25 protein-coding genes, 1 tRNA gene and 2 other RNA genes are annotated in these 26,960 nt (G+C 50.1%); 19 read left to right on the top strand and 9 right to left on the bottom strand.

Translation table 11 applies throughout. From position 1 onward, the window contains the following. Positions 1 to 9 precede the first annotated feature (9 nt). Positions 10 to 1,002: a D-xylose ABC transporter substrate-binding protein gene (gene xylF, locus FQZ95_RS15380; RefSeq protein WP_001296518.1), complete on the bottom strand. Its 993-nt coding sequence runs from the start codon at positions 1,000 to 1,002 to the stop codon at positions 10 to 12. 365 nt (positions 1,003 to 1,367) lie between these two features. On the opposite strand from xylF, the gene xylA reads away from it, so the two are divergent. The 4 genes from xylA to yiaA all read left to right on the top strand — a co-directional run bounded on the left by xylA (position 1,368) and on the right by yiaA (position 5,208). Further along, positions 1,368 to 2,690, top strand: coding sequence for a xylose isomerase (gene xylA / locus FQZ95_RS15375; RefSeq protein WP_001149573.1), 1,323 nt, complete (start codon positions 1,368 to 1,370; stop codon positions 2,688 to 2,690). 71 nt (positions 2,691 to 2,761) lie between these two features. Then, positions 2,762 to 4,216: a xylulokinase gene (gene xylB / locus FQZ95_RS15370; protein WP_000275397.1), complete on the top strand. Its 1,455-nt coding sequence runs from the start codon at positions 2,762 to 2,764 to the stop codon at positions 4,214 to 4,216. 167 nt (positions 4,217 to 4,383) lie between these two features. Continuing rightward, a complete protein-coding gene (gene yiaB / locus FQZ95_RS15365) occupies positions 4,384 to 4,725 on the top strand; it encodes an inner membrane protein YiaB (RefSeq protein ID WP_160530393.1) in 342 nt (113 codons plus the stop codon). Between the two features lie 45 nt (positions 4,726 to 4,770). Continuing rightward, positions 4,771 to 5,208 (top strand): inner membrane protein YiaA, encoded by a 438-nt coding sequence (gene yiaA / locus FQZ95_RS15360; protein ID WP_001296808.1) that lies wholly within the window; start codon positions 4,771 to 4,773, stop codon positions 5,206 to 5,208. Positions 5,209 to 5,249: 41 nt separating this feature from the next. Here the strand turns inward: yiaA and wecH are convergent, their stop codons facing one another. Then, positions 5,250 to 6,245 (bottom strand): O-acetyltransferase WecH, encoded by a 996-nt coding sequence (gene wecH / locus FQZ95_RS15355; protein ID WP_160530392.1) that lies wholly within the window; start codon positions 6,243 to 6,245, stop codon positions 5,250 to 5,252. 174 nt (positions 6,246 to 6,419) lie between these two features. Between wecH and FQZ95_RS15350 the strand changes: the two genes are divergently transcribed. From FQZ95_RS15350 to hokA, 4 genes are all read left to right on the top strand, one after another. Continuing rightward, the gene (locus FQZ95_RS15350) at positions 6,420 to 6,719 is read left to right on the top strand and encodes a YsaB family lipoprotein (protein ID WP_160530391.1); all 300 of its coding nucleotides are present in this window, start codon (positions 6,420 to 6,422) and stop codon (positions 6,717 to 6,719) included. 94 nt (positions 6,720 to 6,813) lie between these two features. Continuing rightward, complete coding sequence (gene glyQ, locus FQZ95_RS15345; protein ID WP_001168544.1) at positions 6,814 to 7,725, top strand: glycine--tRNA ligase subunit alpha; 912 nt, start codon at positions 6,814 to 6,816, stop codon at positions 7,723 to 7,725. Positions 7,726 to 7,734: 9 nt separating this feature from the next. Then, a complete protein-coding gene (gene glyS / locus FQZ95_RS15340; RefSeq protein WP_115739372.1) occupies positions 7,735 to 9,804 on the top strand; it encodes a glycine--tRNA ligase subunit beta in 2,070 nt (689 codons plus the stop codon). Between the two features lie 321 nt (positions 9,805 to 10,125). Continuing rightward, complete coding sequence (hokA, locus tag FQZ95_RS15335) at positions 10,126 to 10,278, top strand: type I toxin-antitoxin system toxin HokA (protein WP_001135727.1); 153 nt, start codon at positions 10,126 to 10,128, stop codon at positions 10,276 to 10,278. Here the strand turns inward: hokA and FQZ95_RS26455 are convergent. From FQZ95_RS26455 to FQZ95_RS15325, 3 genes are all read right to left on the bottom strand, one after another. Beyond that, positions 10,255 to 10,326 (bottom strand): hypothetical protein, encoded by a 72-nt coding sequence (locus tag FQZ95_RS26455; protein WP_212734940.1) that lies wholly within the window; start codon positions 10,324 to 10,326, stop codon positions 10,255 to 10,257. The genes hokA and FQZ95_RS26455 overlap by 24 nt on opposite strands. Positions 10,327 to 10,466: 140 nt before the next feature. Then, positions 10,467 to 10,679: a transcription antiterminator/RNA stability regulator CspE gene (cspE, locus tag FQZ95_RS15330; RefSeq protein ID WP_000014594.1), complete on the bottom strand. Its 213-nt coding sequence runs from the start codon at positions 10,677 to 10,679 to the stop codon at positions 10,467 to 10,469. 280 nt (positions 10,680 to 10,959) lie between these two features. Continuing rightward, positions 10,960 to 11,250 carry an HTH-type transcriptional regulator gene (locus FQZ95_RS15325; RefSeq protein ID WP_001355023.1) on the bottom strand — a complete coding sequence of 97 codons (291 nt, stop codon included), beginning with the start codon at positions 11,248 to 11,250 and terminating at the stop codon, positions 10,960 to 10,962. 433 nt (positions 11,251 to 11,683) lie between these two features. Here FQZ95_RS15325 and FQZ95_RS15320 point away from each other — a divergent pair, with 433 nt between their 5' ends. Beyond that, positions 11,684 to 12,394, top strand: a complete 711-nt coding sequence (locus FQZ95_RS15320) for a DUF3053 domain-containing protein (RefSeq protein ID WP_000190516.1) — start codon at positions 11,684 to 11,686, stop codon at positions 12,392 to 12,394. Positions 12,395 to 12,442: 48 nt separating this feature from the next. Here the strand turns inward: FQZ95_RS15320 and ghrB are convergent, their stop codons facing one another. Together ghrB and FQZ95_RS15310 are read right to left on the bottom strand one after the other, a co-directional pair. Next, positions 12,443 to 13,417 carry a glyoxylate/hydroxypyruvate reductase GhrB gene (gene ghrB / locus FQZ95_RS15315; protein ID WP_032185400.1) on the bottom strand — a complete coding sequence of 325 codons (975 nt, stop codon included), beginning with the start codon at positions 13,415 to 13,417 and terminating at the stop codon, positions 12,443 to 12,445. Positions 13,418 to 13,520: 103 nt separating this feature from the next. Then, positions 13,521 to 14,180, bottom strand: coding sequence for an OmpA family lipoprotein (locus tag FQZ95_RS15310; protein WP_000747625.1), 660 nt, complete (start codon positions 14,178 to 14,180; stop codon positions 13,521 to 13,523). 152 nt (positions 14,181 to 14,332) lie between these two features. Between FQZ95_RS15310 and bisC the strand changes: the two genes are divergently transcribed. Then, positions 14,333 to 16,666: a biotin sulfoxide reductase gene (bisC, locus tag FQZ95_RS15305; protein WP_160530390.1), complete on the top strand. Its 2,334-nt coding sequence runs from the start codon at positions 14,333 to 14,335 to the stop codon at positions 16,664 to 16,666. On the opposite strand, the gene FQZ95_RS15300 is transcribed toward bisC, so the two are convergent. Further along, complete coding sequence (locus FQZ95_RS15300; RefSeq protein WP_160530389.1) at positions 16,635 to 17,075, bottom strand: N-acetyltransferase; 441 nt, start codon at positions 17,073 to 17,075, stop codon at positions 16,635 to 16,637. The two genes, bisC and FQZ95_RS15300, sit on opposite strands and share 32 nt — an antisense overlap. Next, positions 17,072 to 17,635 (bottom strand): DNA-3-methyladenine glycosylase I, encoded by a 564-nt coding sequence (gene tag, locus FQZ95_RS15295; RefSeq protein WP_032185396.1) that lies wholly within the window; start codon positions 17,633 to 17,635, stop codon positions 17,072 to 17,074. The genes FQZ95_RS15300 and tag overlap by 4 nt, the downstream gene beginning before the upstream one ends. A 157-nt stretch (positions 17,636 to 17,792) precedes the next feature. Here tag and FQZ95_RS15290 point away from each other — a divergent pair, with 157 nt between their 5' ends. From FQZ95_RS15290 to dppC, 9 genes are all read left to right on the top strand, one after another. Next, complete coding sequence (locus FQZ95_RS15290; RefSeq protein ID WP_000584470.1) at positions 17,793 to 18,491, top strand: autotransporter outer membrane beta-barrel domain-containing protein; 699 nt, start codon at positions 17,793 to 17,795, stop codon at positions 18,489 to 18,491. Positions 18,492 to 18,719: 228 nt separating this feature from the next. Then, on the top strand, positions 18,720 to 19,928 hold the full coding sequence (locus tag FQZ95_RS15285; RefSeq protein ID WP_032185395.1) for an L-lactate MFS transporter: 1,209 nt from the start codon (positions 18,720 to 18,722) through the stop codon (positions 19,926 to 19,928). Positions 19,929 to 20,251: 323 nt separating this feature from the next. After that, positions 20,252 to 21,943 (top strand): kdo(2)-lipid A phosphoethanolamine 7''-transferase, encoded by a 1,692-nt coding sequence (gene eptB / locus FQZ95_RS15280; RefSeq protein ID WP_160530388.1) that lies wholly within the window; start codon positions 20,252 to 20,254, stop codon positions 21,941 to 21,943. 91 nt (positions 21,944 to 22,034) lie between these two features. Next, positions 22,035 to 22,111, top strand: a tRNA-Pro gene (locus tag FQZ95_RS15275). A 34-nt stretch (positions 22,112 to 22,145) separates the two neighbouring features. Then, positions 22,146 to 22,279, top strand: a non-coding RNA gene (locus tag FQZ95_RS15270) — RtT sRNA. A 33-nt stretch (positions 22,280 to 22,312) separates the two neighbouring features. Further along, positions 22,313 to 22,447, top strand: a non-coding RNA gene (locus FQZ95_RS15265) — RtT sRNA. 663 nt (positions 22,448 to 23,110) lie between these two features. After that, positions 23,111 to 24,718 carry a dipeptide ABC transporter substrate-binding protein DppA gene (gene dppA, locus FQZ95_RS15260; protein ID WP_001222892.1) on the top strand — a complete coding sequence of 536 codons (1,608 nt, stop codon included), beginning with the start codon at positions 23,111 to 23,113 and terminating at the stop codon, positions 24,716 to 24,718. 307 nt (positions 24,719 to 25,025) lie between these two features. After that, a complete protein-coding gene (gene dppB, locus FQZ95_RS15255; RefSeq protein WP_000938853.1) occupies positions 25,026 to 26,045 on the top strand; it encodes a dipeptide ABC transporter permease DppB in 1,020 nt (339 codons plus the stop codon). Positions 26,046 to 26,054: 9 nt separating this feature from the next. After that, positions 26,055 to 26,957, top strand: a complete 903-nt coding sequence (gene dppC / locus FQZ95_RS15250; RefSeq protein ID WP_000084677.1) for a dipeptide ABC transporter permease DppC — start codon at positions 26,055 to 26,057, stop codon at positions 26,955 to 26,957. The last annotated feature ends 3 nt before the right edge of the window (positions 26,958 to 26,960 follow it).

The following is a 26,960-nucleotide window of genomic DNA, read 5'->3' as shown; positions in this document are numbered from 1 at the left end:
GCGTAATGCTTACAGCTCGCTCTCTTTGTGGAATCCGTCTTTAACTACCGTATCTTTGATGTTGTTTTTATTCACATCGATCGGTGTCAGCAGGCGGGAGGGAACATCTTTCAGACCATTATTCAGTGTGGTATCTGCTTTTGGTTCCTGACCATTGCCCAACTCAACGGCAATTTCTGCGGCAGTATTTGCCAACAATGTAATAGGTTTATACACCGTCATAGTTTGCGTACCGGCAGCAATACGTTTAATACCTGCGAGATCCGCATCCTGGCCGGATATTGCTACTTTCCCTGATAAACCTTGCGCGCTTAATGCCTGAATTGCCCCGCCTGCGGTGGCATCGTTTGAGGCAACCACGGCATCAATTTTGTTATTATTGGCGGTCAGCGCGTTTTCCATAATTTTCAGTGCGTTTTCCGGTAACCAGCCATCAACCCATTGGTCACCAACGACTTTAATTTTTCCGGAATCAACGTAAGGTTTTAACACTTTCATTTGTCCGGCGCGGAACAGCTTAGCGTTGTTATCTACCGGCGAACCGCCCATCAGGAAGTAATTACCTTGCGGAACAATATCGACCAGGGCTTTTGCCTGCAGTTCACCGACTTTTTCGTTATCGAAAGAAATATAAAAATCGATATCCGCATCGTTAATCATACGGTCGTAAGCTAATACTTTAATACCTTCTTGTTTGGCTTCTTTTACAACGTTACTTAATACCTGACCGTTATACGGAATAATGACAAGAACATCGACACCCCGGTTAATCATGTTTTCAATCTGCGACATTTGTGTTTCTTCATTGCCATTTGCAGACTGTACAAATACTTTCGCGCCGAGAGATTCTGCCTTTTTCACAAAGATATCTCGATCTTTTTGCCAGCGTTCAAGACGGAGATCATCAATCGCCATACCTATTTTGACTTCTTTGGCGTGAGCCGCAACGTTGGTAAGCAGAAGTGAGGTGCAAAGGGTGAGTAGAATGTTCTTTATTTTCATGGTGTAGGGCCTTCTGTAGTTAGAGGACAGCTTTAATAAGTAACAATCACCGCGATAAACGTAACCAATTTTTAGCAACTAAACAGGGGAAAACAATTACAGATTTTTATCTTTCGATTACGATTTTTGGTTTATTTCTTGATTTATGACCGAGATCTTACTTTTGTTGCGCAATTGTACTTATTGCATTTTTCTCTTCGAGGAATTACCCAGTTTCATCATTCCATTTTATTTTGCGAGCGAGCGCACACTTGTGAATTATCTCAATAGCAGTGTGAAATAACATAATTGAGCAACTGAAAGGGAGTGCCCAATATTACGACATCATCCATCACCCGCGGCATTACCTGATTATGGAGTTCAATATGCAAGCCTATTTTGACCAGCTCGATCGCGTTCGTTATGAAGGCTCAAAATCCTCTAACCCGTTAGCATTCCATCACTATAATCCCGACGAACTGGTGTTGGGCAAGCGTATGGAAGAGCACTTGCGTTTTGCCGCCTGCTACTGGCACACCTTCTGCTGGAACGGGGCGGACATGTTTGGTGTGGGGGCGTTTAATCGTCCGTGGCAGCAGCCTGGTGAGGCACTGGCGTTGGCGAAGCGTAAAGCAGATGTCGCATTTGAGTTTTTCCACAAGTTACATGTGCCATTTTATTGCTTCCACGATGTGGATGTTTCCCCTGAGGGCGCGTCGTTAAAAGAGTACATCAATAATTTTGCGCAAATGGTTGATGTCCTGGCAGGCAAGCAAGAAGAGAGCGGCGTGAAGCTGCTGTGGGGAACCGCTAACTGCTTTACAAACCCTCGCTACGGTGCGGGTGCGGCGACGAACCCAGATCCAGAAGTCTTTAGTTGGGCGGCGACGCAAGTTGTTACAGCGATGGAAGCAACCCATAAATTGGGCGGTGAAAACTATGTTCTGTGGGGCGGTCGTGAAGGTTACGAAACGCTGTTAAATACCGACTTGCGTCAGGAGCGTGAACAACTGGGCCGCTTTATGCAGATGGTGGTTGAGCATAAACATAAAATCGGTTTCCAGGGTACGTTGCTTATCGAACCGAAACCGCAAGAACCGACCAAACATCAATATGATTACGATGCTGCGACAGTCTATGGCTTCCTGAAACAGTTTGGTCTGGAAAAAGAGATTAAACTGAACATTGAAGCTAACCACGCGACGCTGGCAGGTCACTCTTTCCATCATGAAATTGCCACCGCCATTGCGCTTGGCCTGTTCGGTTCTGTCGACGCCAACCGTGGCGATGCACAACTGGGCTGGGACACCGACCAGTTCCCGAACAGTGTGGAAGAGAATGCGCTGGTGATGTATGAAATTCTCAAAGCAGGCGGTTTCACCACCGGTGGTCTGAACTTCGATGCCAAAGTCCGTCGTCAAAGTACTGATAAATATGATCTGTTTTACGGTCATATCGGCGCGATGGATACGATGGCGTTGGCGCTGAAAATTGCAGCACGCATGATTGAAGATGGCGAGCTGGATAAACGCATCGCGCAGCGTTATTCCGGCTGGAATAGCGAATTAGGCCAGCAAATCCTGAAAGGCCAAATGTCACTGGCAGATTTAGCCAAATATGCTCAGGAACATAATTTGTCTCCGGTGCATCAGAGTGGTCGCCAGGAGCAACTGGAAAATCTGGTAAACCATTATCTGTTCGACAAATAACGGCTAACTGTGCAGTCCGTTGGCCCGGTTATCGGTAGCGATACCGGGCATTTTTTTAAGGAACGATCGATATGTATATCGGGATAGATCTTGGCACCTCGGGCGTAAAAGTTATTTTGCTCAACGAGCAGGGTGAGGTGGTTGCTTCGCAAACGGAAAAGCTGACCGTTTCGCGCCCGCATCCACTCTGGTCGGAACAAGACCCGGAACAGTGGTGGCAGGCAACTGATCGCGCAATGAAAGCTCTGGGCGATCAGCATTCTCTGCAGGACGTTAAAGCATTGGGTATTGCCGGCCAGATGCACGGTGCAACCTTACTGGATGCCCAGCAACGGGTATTACGCCCTGCCATTTTGTGGAACGACGGGCGCTGTGCGCAAGAGTGCACTTTGCTGGAAGCGCGAGTTCCGCAATCACGGGTGATTACCGGTAACCTGATGATGCCCGGATTTACTGCGCCTAAATTGCTATGGGTTCAGCGGCATGAGCCGGAGATATTCCGTCAAATCGACAAAGTATTATTACCGAAAGATTACTTGCGTCTGCGTATGACGGGGGAGTTTGCCAGCGATATGTCTGACGCAGCTGGCACCATGTGGCTGGATGTCGCAAAGCGTGACTGGAGTGACGTCATGCTGCAGGCTTGCCACTTATCTCGTGACCAGATGCCCGCATTATACGAAGGCAGCGAAATTACTGGTGCTTTGCTACCTGAAGTTGCGAAAGCGTGGGGTATGGCGGCAGTGCCAGTTGTCGCAGGCGGTGGTGATAATGCAGCTGGTGCGGTTGGTGTAGGAATGGTTGATGCTAATCAGGCAATGTTATCGCTGGGGACGTCGGGGGTCTATTTTGCTGTCAGCGAAGGGTTCTTAAGCAAGCCAGAAAGCGCCGTACACAGCTTTTGCCATGCGCTCCCGCAGCGTTGGCATTTAATGTCTGTGATGCTGAGTGCAGCGTCGTGTCTGGATTGGGCCGCGAAATTAACGGGCCTGAACAATGTCCCAGCTTTAATCGCGGCTGCTCAACAGGCTGATGAAAGTGCCGAGCCAGTTTGGTTTCTGCCTTATCTTTCCGGCGAGCGTACACCACACAATAATCCCCAGGCGAAGGGGGTTTTCTTTGGTTTGACCCATCAACATGGTGCTAATGAACTGGCGCGAGCAGTGCTGGAAGGCGTGGGTTATGCGCTGGCAGATGGCATGGATGTCGTACATGCCTGCGGCATTAAACCGCAAAGTGTTACGTTGATTGGTGGCGGGGCGCGTAGTGAGTACTGGCGTCAGATGCTGGCGGATATCAGCGGTCAGCAACTCGATTACCGCACGGGGGGGGATGTGGGGCCAGCACTGGGCGCAGCAAGGCTGGCGCAGATTGCGGCGAATCCAGAGAAATCGCTCATTGAGTTGTTGCCACAACTGCCGTTAGAACAGTCGCATTTACCAGATGCGCAGCGTTATGCCACTTATCAGCCACGACGTGAAACGTTCCGTCGCCTCTATCAGCAACTTCTGCCATTAATGGCGTAAACGTTATCCCCTGCCTGACCGGGTGGGGGATAATTCACATCTATATATATCAGTAATTAATTAATATTTAGTATGAATTTATTCTGAAATCATTTGTTAATGGCATTTTTCAGTTTTGTCTTTCGTTGGTTACTCGTAATGTATCGCTGGTAGATATGGAGATCGTTATGAAAACCTCAAAGACTGTGGCAAAACTATTATTTGTTGTCGGGGCGCTGGTTTATCTGCTTGGGCTATGGATCTCATGCCCATTGTTAAGTGGAAAAGGCTATTTTCTTGGCGTGTTAATGACGGCAACTTTTGGCAACTATGCATATCTTCGCGCAGAAAAACTCGGGCAACTGGATGATTTTTTTATCCATGTCTGCCAGTTAGTTGCGTTAATCACTATCGGTCTCTTGTTTATCGGTGTTTTAAACGCACCTATCAATGCTTATGAAATGGTGATCTACCCTATCGCCTTTTTTGTCTGCTTGTTTGGTCAAATGCGTTTGTTTCGCCCGGCATGAGCAACATAAAGCTCTTACACATTCAGGAATGAAAGGAATACTGTGATGGACAACAAAATATCAACCTATTCTCCGGCATTTAGTATTGTGTCATGGATAGCTCTTGTTGGTGGTATCGTTACCTATCTGTTAGGGCTATGGAATGCAGAGATGCAGTTAAATGAAAAAGGATATTATTTTGCCGTGCTGGTGCTAGGACTGTTTTCTGCGGCATCTTATCAAAAGACCGTTCGGGACAAGTATGAAGGCATACCGACCACCTCCATTTATTATATGACCTGCCTGACTGTCTTTATTATCTCTGTTGCGTTACTGATGGTAGGTCTGTGGAATGCGACGTTATTACTCAGCGAGAAAGGTTTTTATGGACTGGCTTTCTTCTTAAGCTTGTTTGGTGCAGTAGCGGTGCAGAAGAATATTCGTGATGCCGGAATAAACCCACCAAAAGAAACACAGGTTACCCAGGAAGAATACAGCGAATAATTCACGTAAGCCCGGTCAGTCCAATGTGACCGGGCTTTTATTTAACTCACTAGTCTGTTTCTGTCGATTCGTTGTACCAGCACAGAAAGTAACAAACTCGCTGCCAACGTCGCGCAAAAGATCCAAATAATATCCAGTATTGGCCAGTTTTTAAGCTCAATCCCCCGGGTGCGCAGCGCATGGATAATCAATGCATGGAACCCGTATATACCTAAAGAATGGCGTGATATCAGCCCAAGCCCGGGAACAGTGTGTGTATCCAGCGTGTTTTTAACCAGAGTCAATAGTGCGATTGCGCAGATAAAAACCATCGGCCCACAGTAAAGATACCAGGTATCGGCAAAATTTCCGCGCCACTGCAATTCATATAATGTCCCGCGAGAGATAATAAAAACCCCCGTCGCAAACAGTGCGGCGCACACCCACGACAGTGCTTTATGCTGTGTGTCCATCATCCCTATAGCGCGGCCCAACATGCCATACAGGATGTAGTAAAAAGTATCGCCATTGATATATAAGTTAATTGGCAGCCATTCAAAACCGTCAATTTTCTGCGGCACTGTGTTTGGGTTAGCGATAATACCAATCACCACCATTAGTACCAGCAACATTTTTCCGCCGACGTTCTTCACCTGAATCAGCGGTGAAACCAGATAAATCACCGCAATCGCGAAGAAAAACCATAAGTGGTAAAACACTGGCTTTTGCAGCAGGTTTTTCAGCGCTAACTCCACATTGATGGAGGTAAACAGCGCAATGTAGAGCAGTGCGATTGCGCTATAAAAAAGCAGACATAAGCCGATACGTAAGAAATGGCGCGGCTGGGCGCTGCGTTCGCCAAAAAAGAGATAGCCGGAAATCATGAAAAATAGCGGCACGCTGACACGAGAGGCAGAATTCAGAACATTGGCGATATCCCAGGTGACGAGGCTAACACTATGAGCATTGGTCACATACCAGGTAGTGGTGTGAATCATCACCACCATTAAACATGCTATCCCTCGCAGGTTATCAATCCAGTAAATTTTGGGCTGCATCTGTGTCTCTGTATCTGGTTAAAAAAAGTCTGACCGATAAATCATTCGGTTGGCACACTGGAATAATCTGAGTTTTATCACTACAGCTTATAGAGGCTTGAGGAAATTCGTAAGATATCAGCCACTATACCGATATAAATAATAAGACTCACCTGCAAACCAGACGGTAATTTAATGATGATGAACTCTTTCTTTCCGGCAATGGTGCTTGTAGTGTTAGTGGGATGCTCGACACCGCCACCCGTGCAGAAAGCACAACGGGTAAAAGTTGATCCGCTGCGTTCGTTGAATATGGAAGCGTTATGCAAGGATCAGGCGGCAAAACGTTATAACACCGGCGAGCAAAAAATCGACGTCACCGCCTTCGAACAGTTCCAGGGAAGCTACGAAATGCGCGGTTATACCTTCCGGAAAGAGCAGTTTGTCTGTTCTTTTGACGCGGATGGCCATTTTTTGCATCTTTCCATGCGTTAAGCCCTGCTTTTTCCCGTTTCGTACTGTATATCTTCCATCCAGCGGGTATACTGATCCCTTCCTTTAAATCCACACGTATCCAGCACGAAATAATATGCAAAAGTTTGATACCAGGACCTTCCAGGGCTTGATCCTGACCTTACAGGATTACTGGGCTCGCCAGGGCTGCACCATTGTTCAACCATTGGACATGGAAGTCGGCGCGGGAACCTCTCACCCAATGACCTGTCTGCGCGCGCTGGGGCCAGAACCGATGGCGGCTGCTTATGTTCAGCCTTCTCGTCGCCCGACCGATGGTCGCTACGGCGAAAACCCCAACCGCTTACAGCACTACTATCAGTTCCAGGTGGTCATTAAGCCATCGCCGGACAATATTCAGGAGCTGTACCTTGGTTCTCTGAAAGAGCTGGGCATGGACCCGACTATCCACGATATCCGTTTCGTGGAAGATAACTGGGAAAACCCGACTTTGGGTGCCTGGGGGCTGGGCTGGGAAGTGTGGCTGAACGGCATGGAAGTGACGCAGTTCACTTACTTCCAGCAGGTTGGTGGTCTGGAGTGTAAACCGGTTACCGGCGAGATCACCTACGGTCTGGAACGTCTGGCCATGTACATTCAGGGCGTAGACAGCGTTTACGACCTGGTCTGGAGCGACGGCCCGCTGGGTAAAACCACCTACGGCGACGTGTTCCATCAGAACGAAGTGGAGCAGTCCACTTACAACTTCGAATACGCGGATGTGGACTTCCTGTTCACCTGCTTCGAGCAATACGAGAAAGAAGCGCAGCAGCTGCTGGCGCTGGAAAATCCGCTGCCGTTGCCAGCCTACGAGCGTATTCTGAAAGCCGCCCACAGCTTCAACCTGCTGGATGCGCGTAAAGCCATCTCCGTCACTGAGCGTCAGCGCTATATTCTGCGCATTCGCACCCTGACCAAAGCAGTGGCAGAAGCATACTACGCTTCCCGTGAAGCCCTCGGCTTCCCGATGTGCAACAAAGATAAGTAAGAGGCGGCTATGTCTGAGAAAACTTTTCTGGTGGAAATCGGCACTGAAGAGCTGCCACCAAAAGCACTGCGCAGCCTGGCTGAGTCCTTTGCTGCGAACTTTACTGCGGAGCTGGATAACGCTGGCCTCGCACACGGCACCGTTCAATGGTTTGCTGCTCCGCGTCGTCTGGCGCTGAAAGTAGCTAACCTGGCGGAAGCGCAACCGGATCGTGAAATCGAAAAACGCGGCCCGGCGATTGCCCAGGCGTTCGACGCTGAAGGCAAACCGAGCAAAGCGGCAGAAGGCTGGGCGCGTGGTTGCGGTATTACCGTTGACCAGGCTGAGCGTCTGACTACCGATAAAGGCGAATGGCTGCTGTATCGCGCCCACGTGAAGGGCGAAAGCACCGAAGCCCTGCTGCCGAATATGGTCGCCACTTCGCTGGCGAAGCTGCCGATCCCGAAACTGATGCGTTGGGGCGCAAGCGACGTGCACTTCGTGCGTCCGGTTCACACCGTGACCCTGCTGCTGGGCGACAAAGTTATTCCGGCTACCATTCTGGGCATTCAGTCCGATCGTGTGATTCGCGGCCATCGTTTTATGGGCGAGCCGGAATTTACTATCGACAATGCCGATCAGTATCCGGAAATTCTGCGTGAGCGCGGGAAAGTTATCGCCGATTACGAAGAACGTAAGGCGAAGATTAAAGCCGATGCCGAAGAAGCCGCGCGTAAGATTGGCGGTAACGCTGACTTAAGCGAAAGCCTGCTGGAAGAAGTCGCTTCGCTGGTGGAATGGCCGGTTGTGCTGACCGCAAAATTCGAAGAGAAATTCCTCGCGGTGCCGTCTGAAGCGCTGGTTTACACCATGAAAGGTGACCAGAAATACTTCCCGGTGTATGCGAACGACGGCAAACTGCTGCCGAACTTTATCTTCGTTGCCAATATCGAATCGAAAGATCCGCAGCAAATTATCTCTGGTAACGAGAAAGTCGTTCGTCCACGTCTGGCGGATGCCGAGTTCTTCTTCAACACCGACCGTAAAAAACGTCTGGAAGATAACCTGCCGCGCCTGCAAACCGTGCTGTTCCAGCAACAACTGGGTACGCTGCGCGACAAAACTGACCGCATTCAGGCGCTGGCTGGCTGGATTGCTGAACAGATTGGCGCTGACGTGAATCATGCCACCCGTGCGGGCCTGCTGTCTAAGTGTGACCTGATGACTAACATGGTCTTCGAGTTCACCGACACCCAGGGCGTTATGGGGATGCACTACGCGCGTCACGATGGCGAAGCGGAAGATGTTGCCGTGGCGCTGAACGAGCAGTATCAGCCGCGCTTTGCCGGTGATGACCTGCCGTCTAACCCGGTAGCCTGTGCGCTGGCGATAGCTGACAAGATGGATACTCTGGCGGGTATCTTCGGTATCGGCCAGCATCCGAAAGGCGACAAAGACCCGTTTGCGTTGCGTCGTGCCGCACTTGGCGTGCTGCGTATTATCGTTGAGAAGAACCTCAACCTTGATCTGCAAACGCTGACCGAAGAAGCGGTGCGTCTGTATGGCGATAAGCTGACTAATTCCAACGTGGTTGATGACGTTATCGACTTTATGCTCGGTCGCTTCCGCGCCTGGTATCAGGACGAAGGTTACACCGTTGACACCATCCAGGCGGTACTGGCGCGTCGTCCGACTCGTCCGGCTGATTTCGATGCCCGAATGAAAGCGGTATCGCACTTCCGTACCCTGGATGCAGCTGCAGCACTGGCGGCGGCGAACAAGCGTGTATCTAACATTCTGGCGAAATCTGACGAAGTGCTGAGCGACCGCGTGAATGCCTCTACTCTGAAAGAGCCGGAAGAAATTAAACTGGCGATGCAGGTTGTGGTGCTACGTGACAAGCTAGAGCCGTACTTTGCTGAAGGTCGTTACCAGGATGCGCTGGTCGAACTGGCTGAGCTGCGTGAACCGGTTGATGCCTTCTTCGATAAAGTGATGGTCATGGTTGATGACAAAGAATTGCGAATCAACCGTCTTACCATGCTGGAGAAACTGCGCGAATTATTCCTGCGAGTTGCGGATATTTCGCTGTTGCAGTAATAACGTCGTTATTAAAAAGCCTGCCATCTGGCAGGCTTTTTTATCGCTAAATAATAGAGCAACCTTTAATAATCTTCTGATGAATAAAGATTGTCTCATATATTAATTTTATGAGATTTTTTTAGGATTATATCAAGGAGAAGAAACGAACTTATTAAGCTAGAATAGCTGCGGGTGCTTGAGACTGTTTGTCTCAGGTATTCACCGAAAGGCAGACAGAGAAAAGCCCCACCTGACTATAAATCAAAGTGAGGCTACCCTATGCCTGAACACCATAAGGTTAGCCTCTTACTCGTTGGAAATCAACACAGGAGGCTGGGAATGCCGCAGAAATATAGATTACTTTCTTTAATAGTGATTTGTTGCACGCTTTTATTTTTCACCTGGATGATAAGAGATTCACTGTGTGAATTGCATATTAAACAGGGGAGTTATGAGCTGGCGGCATTTTTAGCCTGCAATTTGAAAGAGTAAGAGTCTTCGGCGGGAAGTTATTCCCGCCTTTCTTACGGCGTTGCGCATTCTCATTGCACCCAAATTTATTCTTCACAAAAATAATAATAGATTTTATTACGCGAACGATTATTTATTTCCTGAATAAACAAATAAAAAAATCCCCGCCATTTGGCAGGGATCTTAGATTCTGTGCTTTTAAGCAGAGATTACAGGCTGGTTACGTTACCAGCTGCCGGGCCTTTAGCGCCGCTTTCGATGGTGAAGGACACTTTCTGACCTTCGTCCAGAGATTTGTAACCATCGTTCTGGATAGCAGAGAAGTGTACGAACACGTCTTTAGAGCCATCGTCAGGAGTGATGAAGCCGAAGCCTTTGTCAGCGTTGAACCATTTTACGATACCAGTCATTTTACCGGACATAGTGTATTACCTTTAATAATTTAAATGTGCCTTTCGGCGATATGGCGTGCTTTACAGATTTTGAAGCGTTAAAGGAAATGCACTACGAGGGGTATCAACGATAACTCTTGAAGGGACTTGCCTTACTACACTGCTTTAATGGTCTGTACGTCAAACCGTTGATGTGCATTAAGCCACGCATTGGCGGGTGATGCAACAATTATTTTTCATATTTATGATTAATCGGTTGGAAAACGGTCCTGTCATCAGGACCGTAAACAGCAATAAAGTGGATAAAAGTCTATTCCATCAACTGCTTACTTAACGCTGGGTTAGCTTGAATCAGACGCATCAATTTTAGTTCGGCACTTGAAGGCTTAACGCGTCGGGATTCCCATTCCTTTACCATGGCGACGGTAACGCCCAAAACCCGAGCGAAATCATCGATTTTTAACCCCGTACCTTTACGTAACTGCTCAATCTCGGTACAGGACGTTGTTCTGTGCGTCAGAGTAATCTTCTGCGTTTCATCTTTAAAAACAATCTGTTCCAGGCTGCTCAACAGCTCATGCATGGGATCTTTATATTCCATTGAAAACTCCTCAAATCACACTGCGGGATCGTGAATTGCATCGAAGCTCATTAAGAATAGTCGGGAAAAACAGACACAGCGGGGTGTAGTCAGGGCATGCTCTGGCTATGATTCGATTCAGCCAGTCATTTAGCGTGACTTATAGCCACCTAACGATCTGATAAATGCCGATATATCTCTTACCACTCCCGGTTTGTAAAGATTTCGAAAATCTAACGTTCTGAGAAGGCGTAAATCTCTGGCTACAAAAAAAGCAACGGCACTATCATTTTTTAACAATGAAACAACAAATTAACCTTGTTTCGTTTTCTCCATTATTTTACCAGGAAGATTACGTAGAAAGGGTATCCTGCAAGCCTGTCCTGGACTATCCTTGTCACGTCAGACACGCGTGTGTCGTTGTGCGCTTTTTTTGGGTGAAAGGAGTAAGAAAATGGCGACAGGAAAGTCCTGCTCTCGCTGGTTTGCGCCTCTTGCGGCGTTATTAATGGTAGTTAGCCTGAGTGGGTGTTTTGATAAAGAAGGCGATCAGCGTAAAGCGTTTATCGACTTCCTGCAGAATACAGTGATGCGTAGCGGTGAACGTCTACCAACCCTGACTGCCGATCAGAAAAAACAGTTTGGTCCTTTTGTCTCTGATTACGCGATTCTGTATGGTTATTCACAGCAGGTGAATCAGGCGATGGATTCCGGTCTGCGCCCGGTTGTAGACAGCGTTAACGCAATTCGCGTACCGCAGGATTACGTTACGCAAAGCGGCCCATTGCGTGAAATGAACGGTTCTCTGGGTGTGCTGGCGCAACAGCTGCAAAATGCGAAGTTGCAGGCCGATGCTGCGCACTCTGCGCTAAAACAGAGCGATGACCTGAAACCGGTTTTCGATCAGGCATTCACCAAAGTGGTAACGACGCCAGCTGATGCTTTGCAACCGTTGATTCCGGCAGCACAAACTTTCACGCAACAACTGGTGATGGTTGGAGACTACATTGCTCAGCAAGGTACTCAGGTGAGTTTTGTCGCAAATGGCATCCAGTTCCCGACTTCGCAGCAGGCAAGTGAATATAACAAACTGATTGCGCCATTACCGGCACAGCATCAGGCGTTTAATCAGGCCTGGACTACAGCAGTCACTGCAACCCAATAAAGAGTAAAAGCCCGAGCGATTATCGGGCTTTACTTCCCGCAGTCGCGGTTAGTCCGCGACGTGCGGATTCACACAGTTCTTCTCAACCTTTCCTTGTAACGCATCAATCAAGTTATCCACGGCACAGGCAGCCATACCATAACGCGTCTCATGAGTGGCTGAACCAATATGCGGTACCGCGACGACATTTGCCATTGAGAGCAACGGCGAATCTACAGACAGTGGCTCTTGTTCGAAGACATCCAGCCCGGCGGCGTGAATTTCCCCTTTCTGCAATGCAGCAATCAGTGCATTTTCATCTACCACCGGGCCACGTCCGGCATTAATGAAAATGGCGGAGGATTTCATTTTGGCGAATTGTTCTGCGCCAAACAGATGATGCGTTTCATCAGTTAACGGCAGGATCAGGCAAACGAAATCGGATTCTTGTAACAGTGTATCCAGATCGCAGTAACGAGCGTTGAAGCGCTCTTCTGCTTCTGTATGGTGGCGGCGCGCGTTATAGAGGATGGGCATATTGAAGCCAAAGTGCGCACGTTGTGCCAGCGCCATGCCGATCCGTCCCATCCCGACAATGCCCAGTGTTTTATGGTGAACGTCAGTGCCGTACCAGTCCGGGCCTATGCTCGCGGTCCATTCGCCTGCTTTTACCCGTTCTGCTACCTCCACAACCCGACGAGCGGTAGACAACACCAGCGCCATCAGCGTATCGGCGACGGTTTCTGTTAATACGGTTGGTGTGTGCATCAGCAGAATTTTTCGGGCGGTAAGCGCATCGACATCAAAATTGTCATAGCCGACGGAGATCGTTGATGTGGCACGCAGTTTCGGCATTTTTTCCAGCAATGCGGCATCAACATTCTCGTTTGAACCCAGTAAACCTTCAGCTTCGGCAAAAATTGCTGCATTTTGTTCGATGGTTTGTGGGCTGAGGTTTGCCACCTGATGAACGGTGAAATGCTCTTGCAGGCGTTGCAGTAAATCATCAGGTAAGGCTTTGTAGAGGATAACGGACGGCTTCATTCTTCTCTCCATTCACTGATAAGGCGATCACCTTAGCCTGAAATATGATGAAGGAAAACTGAAGAATGCCAGGTGATTTTTGCATCACCTGGCATGAAAGGGATTACAGCGGGCTTAAGGTAATTTCTACACGGCGGTTTTGCGCCTTACCTTCTGCGGTGCTGTTGCTGGCGATTGGGTTAGCCGGGCCAAGGCCCTGAGTACGGATGCGGCTGGCGTCCACGCCCTGGGTGATCAACGCGCTGGCAACGGAATCCGCACGCTGCTGGGAGAGACGCATGTTCAGGTCGTGACCACCCGTGCTGTCGGTATAACCAATCACGTTAACCGCCGTTTTCGGATACTCTTTCAGCACCATTGCCACGCCGGTTAGGGTGTTAGCGCCTGCCGGTTTCAGGGTCGCGCTGCTGCTGTCGAAGGTTACATTGTTCGGCATATTGAGGATAATGTTATCCCCGCTGCGGGTTACGCTAACACCAGTGCCGCGCATTTTGTCACGTAGCTTCGCTTCCTGCACATCCATGTAATAACCAACGCCGCCGCCCAGAGCTGCACCCGCTGCTGCGCCAATCAGCGCGCCTTTACCGCGATCTTTCTTCGAAGAAGAGAGCGCACCAATACCCGCGCCAACGAGAGAGCCCAGACCTGCACCGATAGCAGATTTACCTGCTTCGCGTTCACCTGTGTAAGGGTTAGTGGTGCAGCCAGATACCGCCAGAGCGCCACTCACTACGGCGGCAATAAGATAAACACGTTTCTTCATTGTTAATCCTTAATAACCTTTTTATTCTTTGCCACGGGTTCCGTGGCGGGAGATTATGCCGCGTGAACATGAAGATTATTCCTGGGAATACTCGGAAATTTGTAAGTAATATTTAACTGCTCAATACATCTAATCTTTCAGGAGCCTTTGGTTTGGCCAACTCATCCTCACGATATTCCGTTCTGACTGCCGCCCACTGGGGGCCCATGCTGGTTGAAACTGACGGCGAAACCGTGTTTAGCTCGCGTGGCGCGTTATCCAGAGGAATGGATAACTCCTTGCAGAGCGCGGTTCGCGACCAGGTTCACAGCAATACGCGGGTACGATTTCCCATGGTGCGCAAAGGCTTTCTCGCGTCACCGGCAAACCCACAAGGCATTCGTGGGCAGGATGAATTTGTTCGCGTGAGTTGGGATGAGGCGCTGGATCTTATTCACCAACAACATAAACGCATTCGTGAGGCTTATGGTCCGGCATCGATTTTTGCGGGTTCCTACGGCTGGCGTTCAAACGGCGTGCTGCATAAGGCCTCGACATTATTACAACGCTATATGGCGCTGGCGGGTGGATATACCGGGCATCTGGGGGATTATTCGACCGGCGCCGCACAGGCGATCATGCCGTATGTCGTGGGGGGCAGCGAAGTTTATCAACAGCAGACCAGTTGGCCGCTGGTGCTGGAACATAGCGATGTCGTGGTGTTGTGGAGTGCTAACCCTCTCAATACGCTGAAAATTGCGTGGAATGCATCCGATGAGCAGGGGCTTTCTTACTTTTCCGCACTGCGTGACAGCGGGAAAAAGCTGATCTGCATTGATCCAATGCGATCGGAAACCGTCGATTTCTTTGGCGATAAAATGGAGTGGGTGGCACCGCACATGGGCACCGATGTTGCGCTGATGCTGGGGATCGCCCATACGCTGGTGGAAAATGGCTGGCACGACGAAGCGTTTCTGGCGCGTTGCACCACAGGTTATGACGTCTTCGCCTCTTATTTGCTGGGCGAGAGTGACGGAATAGCGAAAAATGCCGAATGGGCGGCAGAGATTTGTGGGATTAACGCAGAGAAAATCCGCGAACTGGCGGCTATTTTTCATCAAAATACCACCATGCTGATGGCTGGCTGGGGAATGCAACGCCAGCAGTTTGGTGAGCAAAAACACTGGATGATCGTCACCCTGGCAGCAATGTTAGGGCAAATCGGCACGCCTGGCGGGGGCTTTGGTCTTTCTTACCATTTTGCCAATGGTGGTAACCCCACGCGCCGCGCTGCGGTGCTCTCTTCCATGCAGGGTAGCTTGCCAGGTGGCACCGATGCGGTAGATAAAATCCCCGTAGCCCGTATTGTTGAAGCTCTGGAAAACCCTGGCGGTGCATACCAACACAATGGCATGAACCGTCACTTCCCGGATATTCGTTTTATCTGGTGGGCGGGCGGCGCCAACTTTACTCATCATCAGGATACCAATCGTCTGATTCGTGCCTGGCAAAAACCGGAGCTGGTGGTGATCTCCGAATGCTTCTGGACGGCAGCGGCGAAACACGCCGATATCGTCCTCCCTGCAACCACCTCGTTTGAGCGTAATGACCTCACCATGACCGGCGATTACAGTAATCAGCATCTGGTGCCGATGAAGCAAGTGGTGCCACCACGTGATGAAGCGCGTAATGATTTTGATGTTTTTGCCGAGTTGAGTGAACGCTGGGAGAAGGGCGGCGGTGCGCGGTTTACGGAAGGGAAAAGTGAGCTGCAATGGCTGGAAACGTTTTATAACGTCGCCCGGCAACGTGGGACAAGCCAGCGGGTTGAATTGCCGCCTTTTGCTGAGTTCTGGGAAGCCAACCAGTTAATTGAGATGCCGGAAAACCCGGACAGCGAGCGGTTTATTCGCTTCGCCGATTTTCGCCGCGATCCGCAGGCGCATCCATTAAAAACCGCCAGCGGCAAAATTGAAATCTTCTCGCAGCGTATTGCCGATTACGCTTATCCGGATTGCCCTGGGCATCCAATGTGGCTGGAGCCGGACGAATGGCAGGGCAATGCCGAACCGGAACAGTTGCAGGTACTTTCTGCTCATCCGGCACATCGTCTGCACAGCCAGCTGAATTACAGTTCTCTGCGCGAATTGTACGCGGTGGCAAATCGTGAGCCTGTCACCATTCATCCTGACGATGCCCAGGCGCGCGGCATACAAGATGGCGATATTGTTCGGTTGTGGAACGCACGCGGGCAAATTCTTGCCGGAGCGGTCATTAGCGAGGGAATTAAACCTGGCGTGATTTGCATTCATGAAGGGGCATGGCCGGATCTGGATTTAACCGCTGACGGTATTTGTAAAAACGGCGCGGTGAACGTTCTGACCAAAGATCTCCCCAGCTCGCGGCTGGGGAATGGCTGTGCGGGTAATACGGCGCTGGCATGGCTGGAAAAATACAACGGTCCGGAACTGACACTTACAGCGTTTGAACCACCGGCCAGCTCATAATCCAGGTGGGTAGTTGGGTTTCATCCTGCCATGCGCAGTCGACAATGTGAAAACCCTGCGCATGGTAAAAATCTATCGCCGGTTGATTTTTTTGATAAACCTCCAGCATCAGATGGGGATGGCGCTGCTGCACATACTGCATTAGCGCCTTACCAATACCGCGTCTGACGGCCTTCGGTGCGATAAACATTGCAGCCAGAAATCGGTCTTCCATAATGCTGACAAAACCGAGAAGCTTACCGTCTTCTTCCCAGACCCAGTTTTGCGCGTTGGCAAGATAGGCATCCCGCACCAGCGGAATGCAATCACGCCAGTAATTCGCTTTTATAAAGGGATGCCCCCAGGTTGTACTTTCCAGCCACAATTCGAGGATCGCGGGGAGTTCTGAACGTTGCGCTTCCCGAATCATTCTTTATTTCCCGGATAGCAACAGCAGCCAACCACATGATCATTCACCAGCCCACATGCCTGCATAAAGGAGTAACAGATTGTGGTACCAACAAACTTAAAACCACGCTTTTTCAGGGCTTTAGATAGAGCGTCGGAGGCGGGCGTAGATGTAGGGATTTCGCTCAACGTTGTGGCTTGTGTCACCTGTGGTTGATGATTGACAAAGGACCAAACAAAGTCGGCAAACGGTTCGCCGTTCTGTTCCATTTGCAGGTACGCCCGCGCATTACCAATAATTGCCTGAATTTTCCCGCGATGGCGGATAATCCCGGCGTCCTGTACCAGTCTTTCGACATCCTCTTCCTGCATTGCAGCCACCTTCACCGGATCGAACTGATGAAAGCTGGCGCGATAGTTTTCGCGTTTTTTGAGGACGGTGATCCACGATAACCCTGCTTGTTGCCCTTCAAGGCAGATCATTTCGAACAGTTTTTTACTGTCAGTTTCAGGCACGCCCCACTCATTATCATGGTAGGCAATATAAAGCGGGTCCTGACTCACCCAGCCGCAACGTTCCATACTTTCCCTCGCTATGTACCCGATCGTAAAAATTTCAGCCGCTTTTCTTGACGCATCGGTGAAAAAGTCAATATTTAATACAGGGCTACTATGCCCGATATCCTTCATACAATGACAATAATATTGCCGAATTCGGCTCTTCCCTGGAGTCGTGTTAATGATCATAAAAAAAAGCGGTGGTCGCTGGCAGTTAAGCCTGCTGGCGAGCGTGGTAATCAGTGCCTTTTTTCTCAACACAGCTTACGCCTGGCAACAAGAATATATCGTTGATACGCAACCCGGACATTCCACAGAGCGCTACACCTGGGATAGCGATCATCAACCTGATTACAACGATATTCTGTCGCAACGTATTCAAAGTAGCCAAAGGGCGCTGGGACTGGAAGTCAATCTGGCGGAAGAAACCCCTGTGGATGTGACCAGCAGTATGAGTATGGGCTGGAATTTTCCTTTATATGAACAGGTTACAACCGGCCCGGTCGCGGCATTACATTACGATGGTACAACCACCTCGATGTATAACGAGTTTGGCGACAGTACTACTACACTGACTGATCCGTTATGGCATGCCAGTGTGAGTACCTTAGGCTGGCGTGTTGACTCCCGGCTTGGCGATCTCCGACCTTGGGCGCAAATCAGCTATAACCAGCAATTTGGCGAGAATATCTGGAAGGCGCAATCAGGCTTAAGCCGGATGACGGCGACAAACCAGAACGGCAACTGGCTGGATGTCACGGTAGGTGCTGATATGTTGCTCAATCAAAATATTGCCGCCTACGCTGCGTTATCTCAGGCAGAAAATACCACGAACAATAATGACTATCTGTATACGATGGGGGTTAGTGCCAGATTTTAACGTTATGGAAACAATTGAAACCCATAAATAACAACTAATGTGGCGATAGTGGGGACTAACTTACTAAATAATAAATTTGGTGAATAATTGTCGAGTCATTCATTCCTGAACTAATGCATTTCATTCCGTTCTGATGGCATTTCATGCCGTTTTTCCCCAGGCATAAAGTGCACTTCGTTATGGTTGTCAGCAGAGATTTTTCCTTTTTATTACTGCAGGAATACTGCCATGACACCTTCAAATTATCAGCGTACTCGCTGGCTGACACTCATCGGTACTATCATTACCCAGTTTGCCCTGGGGTCGGTTTATACCTGGAGTCTGTTTAACGGCGCGCTTTCTGCCAAGCTGGGGGCTCCGGTAAGCCAGGTTGCTTTCTCTTTCGGCTTGTTAAGTCTGGGGCTGGCAATTTCGTCTTCTGTTGCGGGCAAATTGCAAGAACGTTTTGGTGTTAAACGCGTCACTATGGCTTCCGGCATTTTGCTGGGATTAGGTTTCTTCCTGACAGCACATTCCAACAACCTGATGATGCTGTGGTTAAGCGCCGGTGTGTTGGTTGGTCTGGCGGATGGTGCGGGTTACCTGTTGACGCTCTCTAACTGCGTGAAGTGGTTCCCGGAGCGTAAGGGACTCATCTCTGCTTTCGCTATTGGTTCTTATGGACTTGGTAGTCTGGGTTTCAAATTTATCGATACGCAACTGTTGGAAACGGTCGGTCTGGAAAAAACCTTTGTTATTTGGGGCGCGATTGTACTGGTGATGATTATCTTTGGCGCAACGTTAATGAAAGATGCGCCGAAACAGGAAGTGAAAACCAGCAATGGTGTGGTGGAGAAGGATTACACGCTGGCAGAGTCGATGCGTAAACCGCAGTACTGGATGTTAGCAGTTATGTTCCTGACTGCCTGCATGAGTGGCCTGTATGTGATTGGCGTGGCGAAAGATATCGCTCAAAGTCTGGCGCATCTTGATGCAATTTCCGCAGCCAATGCTGTGACGGTTATTTCCATCGCCAACCTTTCTGGTCGTCTGGTGCTGGGCATTCTGTCTGACAAAATCGCCCGTATCCGTGTTATCACCATTGGTCAGGTCATTTCGCTGGTGGGCATGGCGGCCCTGCTGTTTGCACCATTGAATGCAGTGACGTTCTTTGCAGCGATTGCCTGCGTGGCATTTAACTTCGGCGGCACTATCACTGTGTTCCCGTCACTGGTCAGTGAGTTCTTCGGCCTAAATAATCTGGCAAAAAACTACGGTGTGATTTACCTCGGTTTCGGTATCGGCAGCATTTGTGGTTCGATTATCGCTTCACTGTTTGGCGGATTCTATGTGACATTCTACGTGATTTTCGCCCTGCTGATTCTGTCACTGGCGCTTTCTACGACGATTCGCCAGCCAGAGCAGAAAATGTTGCGTGAGGCGCATGGCTCCCTTTAATGACCTGCCGCGAGCTACTGGGCTTTAGCCTTAGTGTGAATCAAACGCTTCAACGCAATGTATAAACAATGACGCGTAAAATTTGGGCCAGTGAACTGGCCCTTTTTACTGCTTTTTGTAACGCTAAAGTCTCTTTTCAAACTTGCATTTTTGTAAATTTGTGCTTCATGCACACTCTTTCCCCACACTTTTTCCCTTTGCTGTGGTCTACTTATTCGCGCGTGTAGATTTTACTTATCTGACTACCTCCGCACTTTTCCCCTGCCGGGCCTGAAAAGCCACTAAGCAGGGTGTTATCACCTGTTTGTCCAGGGTTTGTTTGCATGAGATACATCAAATCGATTACACAGCAGAAGCTGAGCTTTTTGCTTGCAATCTATATTGGCCTTTTTATGAATGGCGCGGTTTTTTACCGCCGCTTCGGCAGCTATGCGCACGATTTTACCGTCTGGAAAGGCGTTTCTGCTGTTGTTGAACTGGTCGCTACCGTACTGGTGACCTTCTTTTTACTGCGTCTGCTTTCGCTGTTTGGCCGCCGCAGCTGGCGAATTCTGGCATCGCTGGTGGTGCTCTTTTCTGCAGGTGCCAGCTATTACATGACTTTCCTTAATGTGGTCATTGGTTATGGCATCATCGCATCCGTCATGACCACCGATATCGACCTGTCAAAAGAAGTTGTTGGTCTGAACTTTATTCTCTGGTTAATCGCCGTAAGCACATTACCTCTTATCCTTATCTGGAATAACCGCTGTCGCTACACCTTGCTCCGACAACTGCGAACCCCAGGGCAACGTATTCGGAGTCTGGCGGTCGTCGTACTGGCAGGTATTATGGTTTGGGCACCGATTCGTTTGCTGGATATCCAGCAGAAGAAAGTGGAGAGGGCGACAGGTGTTGATTTGCCGAGTTATGGTGGCGTTGTCGCGAACTCTTATCTGCCATCAAACTGGCTTTCGGCGTTAGGTCTTTATGCCTGGGCGCGGGTCGATGAATCTTCCGATAACAATTCTCTCCTTAACCCTGCGAAGAAGTTTACGTACCAGGCTCCACAAAACGTTGATGATACATATGTCGTTTTCATTATTGGTGAAACCACGCGCTGGGATCATATGGGCATTTTCGGCTATGAACGCAATACCACACCGAAACTGGCTCAGGAGAAAAATCTGGCGGCGTTTCGTGGCTATTCTTGTGACACGGCGACCAAACTTTCTCTGCGTTGCATGTTTGTGCGTCAGGGTGGAGCAGAAGATAATCCGCAGCGCACATTAAAAGAACAGAACATTTTCGCGGTATTGAAGCAGTTAGGGTTCAGTTCTGATCTCTACGCTATGCAAAGCGAAATGTGGTTCTACAGCAATACGATGGCGGACAATATTGCTTATCGTGAGCAGATTGGTGCGGAACCGCGTAACCGCGGCAAGCCGGTAGATGATATGTTGCTGGTAGACGAAATGCAGCAATCGCTGGGGCGCAACCCGGATGGTAAGCATCTGATCATTCTGCATACCAAGGGGTCGCACTTTAACTACACCCAGCGTTACCCGCGCAGCTTTGCGCAGTGGAAGCCAGAATGTATTGGTGTTGATAGCGGCTGTACCAAAGCGCAGATGATCAACTCCTACGACAACTCGGTGACCTATGTGGATCACTTTATTTCCAGCGTGATTGATCAGGTTCGCGATAAGAAAGCGATTGTGTTCTACGCAGCTGACCACGGTGAGTCAATTAACGAACGCGAGCACCTGCACGGCACACCGCGTGAACTGGCACCGCCGGAGCAGTTCCGCGTACCGATGATGGTCTGGATGTCGGATAAATATCTGGAAAATCCAGCCAACGCGCAGGCATTTGCGCAGTTGAAAAAAGAAGCTGATATGAAAGTGCCACGCCGTCACGTAGAGCTGTACGACACCATCATGGGTTGTCTTGGCTATACTTCACCGGACGGTGGTATTAACGAAAACAACAACTGGTGTCACATCCCGCAGGCGAAAGAGGTCGTGGCTAACTAAGAGGCCTGCTGACTTTCTCGCCGATCAAAAGGCATTTTGCTATTAAGGGATTGACGAGGGCGTATCTGCGCAGTAAGATGCGCCCCGCATTCGGTGATTGGCGCAGCCTGGTAGCGCACTTCGTTCGGGACGAAGGGGTCGGAGGTTCGAATCCTCTATCACCGACCAAATTCGAAAAGCCTGCTCAGCGAGCAGGCTTTTTTGCATTTGAAGCCCATGAGGATGAGAACCTCCGGGGGCGGGGAGGTTCGACTCGAGCGAAGCGAGAGAACGTTGCGCCAGCAACGGCCCGCAGGGCGAGCCACGAAGTGGCGAGTAATCCTCTATCACCGACCAATTTAGAAAAACCAGCCTACGGGCTGGTTTTTTGCTTTCTGCGACCTGAAGAGGATAAGAACCTCCGGGGGCAGAGAGGTTCGACTCGAGCAAAGCGAGAGAACGTTGCGTCAGCAACGGCCCGCAGGGCGAGCCACGCAGTGGCGAGTAATCCTCTGGCACCGACCAAATCTGAACGTAGGCCTGATAAGACGCGTCAGCGCCGCATCAGGCAACGGCACCGCACTTATTGTCGGATGCGGCGTGAACGCCTTATCTGACCGACACACCACACATTTCCCTGCCAAATTTGCGCCCCATATCTCACTATCCATTAACGGATTTGTGACAGAATCCATTGTCTTTTTTTATATTTGCTTAAATCTTTTTTTGCGTTACTTATGGCTGGCGCTGGCATTTTCCGCTGTGCGTTTTAGCGTTCATGGTATTAATCGCTCAGATATCCATCTTTTCCTCAGATTTTTTTCATTAAATGCATAAAACTTAATCACCAAATGTTGCTAAATATTAAGCTGATTGTTCTGGTTATGTTGGCGTAGCACAAATTTCTCTGCTGCAAATAGCTGTTTGAAGTTTTTTTAATCTTTGTTTGTGGATTCTCACCGTTGGTGTAAATCCCGGTTGGCTGTATTGACGTTTTCACATTCTGTTGACAGATTGTAGGTCACGAGGGGCATTTTATGGAGGATCCGCACTGTTACACTGATGTTAATTAGTACGGCATCCCCACCTCATAACGTTGACCCGACCGGGTAAAAAACAAAAAAGGTCAGGCAGCGACAACCCACTGCAAAGGGTTAAAACAACAAACATCACAATTGGAGCAGAATAATGCGTATTTCCTTGAAAAAGTCAGGGATGCTGAAGCTTGGTCTCAGCCTGGTGGCTATGACCGTCGCAGCAAGTGTTCAGGCTAAAACTCTGGTTTATTGCTCAGAAGGATCTCCTGAAGGGTTTAACCCGCAGCTGTTTACCTCCGGCACCACCTATGACGCCTCTTCCGTACCGCTTTATAACCGCCTGGTTGAATTTAAAATCGGCACCACTGAAGTGATTCCGGGCCTCGCTGAAAAGTGGGAAGTCAGCGAAGACGGTAAAACCTATACCTTCCATCTGCGTAAAGGTGTGAAGTGGCATAACAACAAAGAATTCAAACCGACGCGCGAACTGAATGCCGATGACGTGGTGTTCTCGTTCGATCGTCAGAAAAACGCACAAAACCCGTACCATAAAGTTTCTGGCGGCAGCTACGAATACTTCGAAGGTATGGGCTTGCCGGAGCTGATCAGCGAAGTGAAAAAGGTGGACGACAACACCGTTCAGTTTGTGCTGACTCGCCCGGAAGCGCCGTTCCTTGCTGACCTGGCAATGGACTTCGCCTCTATTCTGTCAAAAGAATATGCTGACGCGATGATGAAAGCCGGTACTCCGGAAAAACTGGACCTCAACCCAATCGGCACCGGCCCGTTCCAGTTACAGCAGTATCAAAAAGATTCCCGTATTCGCTACAAAGCGTTTGATGGCTACTGGGGCACCAAACCACAGATCGATACGCTGGTCTTCTCTATTACCCCTGACGCTTCCGTGCGTTACGCTAAATTGCAGAAAAATGAATGCCAGGTGATGCCGTACCCGAACCCGGCAGACATCGCCCGCATGAAGCAGGATAAATCCATCAACCTGATGGAAATGCCGGGGCTGAACGTCGGCTATCTCTCGTATAACGTGCAGAAAAAACCACTGGATGACGTGAAAGTTCGCCAGGCACTGACCTATGCGGTGAACAAAGACGCGATTATCAAAGCAGTGTATCAGGGCGCGGGCGTATCAGCGAAAAACCTGATCCCACCAACCATGTGGGGCTATAACGACGACGTTCAGGACTACACCTACGATCCTGAAAAAGCGAAAGCCTTGCTGAAAGAAGCGGGCCTGGAAAAAGGCTTCTCCATCGACCTGTGGGCAATGCCGGTACAACGTCCGTATAACCCGAACGCTCGTCGCATGGCAGAGATGATTCAGGCAGACTGGGCGAAAGTCGGCGTACAAGCGAAAATCGTTACCTACGAATGGGGTGAGTACCTCAAGCGTGCAAAAGATGGCGAGCACCAGACGGTAATGATGGGCTGGACTGGCGACAACGGGGATCCGGATAACTTCTTCGCTACCCTGTTCAGCTGCGCTGCCTCTGAACAAGGCTCCAACTACTCAAAATGGTGCTACAAACCGTTTGAAGATCTGATTCAACCGGCGCGTGCTACCGACGACCACAACAAGCGTGTTGAACTGTACAAACAAGCACAGGTCGTGATGCACGATCAGGCTCCGGCACTGATCATCGCTCACTCCACCGTGTTTGAACCGGTACGCAAAGAAGTTAAAGGCTATGTGGTTGATCCATTAGGCAAACATCACTTCGAAAACGTCTCTATCGAATAATTAAAAGCCATACAAGGTTGATGGCAAACGCAAAACTGCCGGATGCGCTCCGCTTATCAGGCCTACGAGAGTTCTGCAATGTATTGAGTTTGCACGATTTTGTAGGTCGGATAAGGCGTTCACGCCGCATCCGGCATGACCAAAGCGTACTTTGTCAACAATCTGCATACCCGGTGGTGATGTGCCTTTAAGTGCAGCGCCATCCGGCAGCAATACTTAATTCCTTGTCCTATAAGGGCGGGAATTGATTTGTGAGCAATACAGACTCGCAGTTCCAGGCTGCGGGTCACTACAGAGAATCCGGGTTATGTTGCAGTTTATTCTCCGACGTTTGGGACTCGTCATCCCCACGTTTATCGGTATTACCCTTCTCACATTTGCCTTTGTCCACATGATCCCGGGCGATCCGGTGATGATCATGGCGGGTGAACGTGGGATCTCCCCAGAGCGTCACGCACAATTGCTGGCAGAACTCGGCTTGGATAAACCGATGTGGCAGCAGTATCTCCATTACATTTGGGGTGTAATGCACGGTGATTTAGGCATTTCGATGAAAAGCCGCATCCCGGTTTGGGAAGAGTTCGTGCCGCGCTTCCAGGCCACGCTGGAACTTGGCGTCTGCGCGATGATTTTTGCGACCGCGGTCGGCATTCCGGTTGGTGTGCTGGCTGCGGTTAAACGCGGTTCTATTTTCGATCATACAGCCGTTGGCCTGGCGCTGACCGGCTACTCGATGCCGATCTTCTGGTGGGGCATGATGCTGATCATGCTGGTTTCGGTGCACTGGAACCTGACCCCTGTCTCCGGTCGCGTGAGCGACATGGTATTCCTCGATGATTCCAATCCGTTAACCGGTTTTATGCTGATCGACACCGCCATCTGGGGTGAAGACGGTAACTTTATCGATGCCGTCGCCCATATGATCCTGCCCGCCATTGTGCTGGGTACTATCCCGCTGGCGGTCATTGTACGTATGACGCGCTCCTCGATGCTGGAAGTGCTGGGCGAGGATTACATCCGCACCGCGCGTGCCAAAGGGCTAACCCGCCTTAGGGTGATTATCGTCCATGCGCTGCGTAATGCCATGCTGCCGGTGGTGACCGTTATCGGCCTGCAGGTGGGAACATTGCTGGCAGGCGCGATTCTGACCGAAACCATCTTCTCGTGGCCCGGTCTGGGGCGCTGGTTGATTGACGCGCTGCAACGCCGCGATTATCCGGTAGTGCAGGGTGGCGTATTGCTGGTGGCGACGATGATTATCCTCGTCAACCTGCTGGTCGATCTGCTGTACGGCGTGGTGAACCCGCGTATTCGTCATAAGAAGTAAGGGGACATCATGTCACAGGTTACTGAAAATAAAGTGATTAGCGCACCGGTGCCGATGACCCCGTTACAGGAGTTCTGGCACTATTTTAAACGCAACAAAGGCGCGGTCGTCGGGCTGGTTTACGTCGTCATCGTGTTGTTTATCGCGATCTTTGCCAACTGGATTGCGCCGTATAACCCGGCGGAACAGTTCCGCGATGCACTGCTCGCCCCGCCAGCCTGGCAGGAAGGCGGCAGTATGGCGCACTTGCTGGGCACCGATGACGTAGGTCGTGATGTGCTGTCGCGGCTGATGTACGGCGCGCGCTTGTCGCTGCTGGTTGGCTGTCTGGTAGTGGTGTTATCGCTGATTATGGGCGTTATTCTCGGCCTGATCGCTGGTTACTTTGGCGGCCTGGTCGATAACATCATCATGCGCGTGGTCGATATCATGCTGGCGCTGCCAAGTCTGCTGTTGGCACTGGTGCTGGTGGCGATTTTCGGCCCGTCGATTGGTAACGCCGCGCTGGCACTGACCTTCGTTGCCTTGCCGCACTATGTGCGCTTAACCCGCGCCGCCGTGCTGGTGGAAGTTAACCGCGATTACGTTACCGCGTCTCGCGTGGCAGGTGCCGGGGCGATGCGTCAGATGTTTATTAACATCTTCCCGAACTGCCTTGCGCCGCTGATTGTTCAGGCGTCGCTCGGTTTCTCTAACGCCATTCTCGATATGGCTGCTCTTGGTTTCCTCGGCATGGGAGCGCAGCCGCCAACACCGGAGTGGGGCACCATGCTCTCCGATGTGTTGCAGTTCGCGCAAAGCGCCTGGTGGGTCGTAACCTTCCCCGGTCTGGCGATCCTGCTGACGGTGCTGGCATTTAACCTGATGGGTGACGGTCTGCGTGACGCGCTCGATCCCAAACTGAAGCAGTAAGAG

The sequence above is a fragment of the Escherichia sp. HH41S genome (assembly GCF_009820115.1).
Taxonomy (GTDB): Bacteria; Pseudomonadota; Gammaproteobacteria; order Enterobacterales; family Enterobacteriaceae; genus Escherichia; species Escherichia coli_F.
The sequence above is the reverse complement of the archived record's forward strand: the minus strand, read 5'-3'. Positions and strand labels throughout refer to the sequence as shown.